Source organism: Corynebacterium sp. HMSC034B08 (assembly GCF_001835805.1).
Classification (GTDB): domain Bacteria; phylum Actinomycetota; class Actinomycetes; order Mycobacteriales; family Mycobacteriaceae; genus Corynebacterium; species Corynebacterium coyleae.
This window is the reverse complement of sequence record NZ_KV825959.1, coordinates 1-575: the sequence shown is the minus strand read 5'-3', so window position 1 is coordinate 575 and position 575 is coordinate 1. Positions and strand designations below refer to the sequence as shown.

At 63.1% G+C, this 575-nt stretch carries 1 protein-coding gene and 1 pseudogene; both read right to left on the bottom strand.

Annotated features, from left to right (window positions below):
• A pseudogene (locus tag HMPREF2656_RS05810) lies at nt 1-207 on the bottom strand (glyceraldehyde-3-phosphate dehydrogenase); the annotation flags it as partial.
• Between the two features lie 119 nt (nt 208-326).
• The coding region (locus HMPREF2656_RS05805) for an enoyl-CoA hydratase/isomerase family protein (RefSeq protein ID WP_141761029.1) at nt 327-575 on the bottom strand (249 nt) is incomplete at its 5' end.

Here is a 575-nt window from a genome sequence, read left to right as displayed (position 1 = left end):
GTCGATCGAAGCGGTGCCGAGATCCATCTCCACCAGCTCGCGCAGGATCGGGAGTGTCTCGTCGAGCGGGAGCTCCTTTTCATCGATACGACGCGCGTAGCGGTGTGCCTTGATGATCTCGATGTCAGTCACACCCACCAGCAGGCGACCGTAAACCGAGGTGACCGCGTTGTGTTCGCGGTGCAGGCGACTGATCAGCGGCAGCATCTCCTGGGCGAGGGTGAGCTTATGGTTCCAGTCGTCGCGGGGGTTTGTGGTTTCGGTCAACGTTGCTCCTTCAGCGTGTGGGATTCGGGGGCAACTTCAGCCCCACACCGCCATTTACTTTAGCGCAGCACGTCCCGATATTTGGAGGGGTCCGCCTCGGGGGCGAACTTGGGGGCCTGATCCTTATCGACGAGCACCGCCCGCACCCCTTCCGCAAAGTCCGGCTCACGCACCATCACGGCACCGAGACGACGCTCATTGTCCAGCGCGCCGGCCAGATCCTGCGATGCGTTGGCTGCGATGAGTTCCGCCGCCGCCACGAGCGACGACGGGGACGCCTGCTTGGTCAATTCCTGCACCTTCTCGCC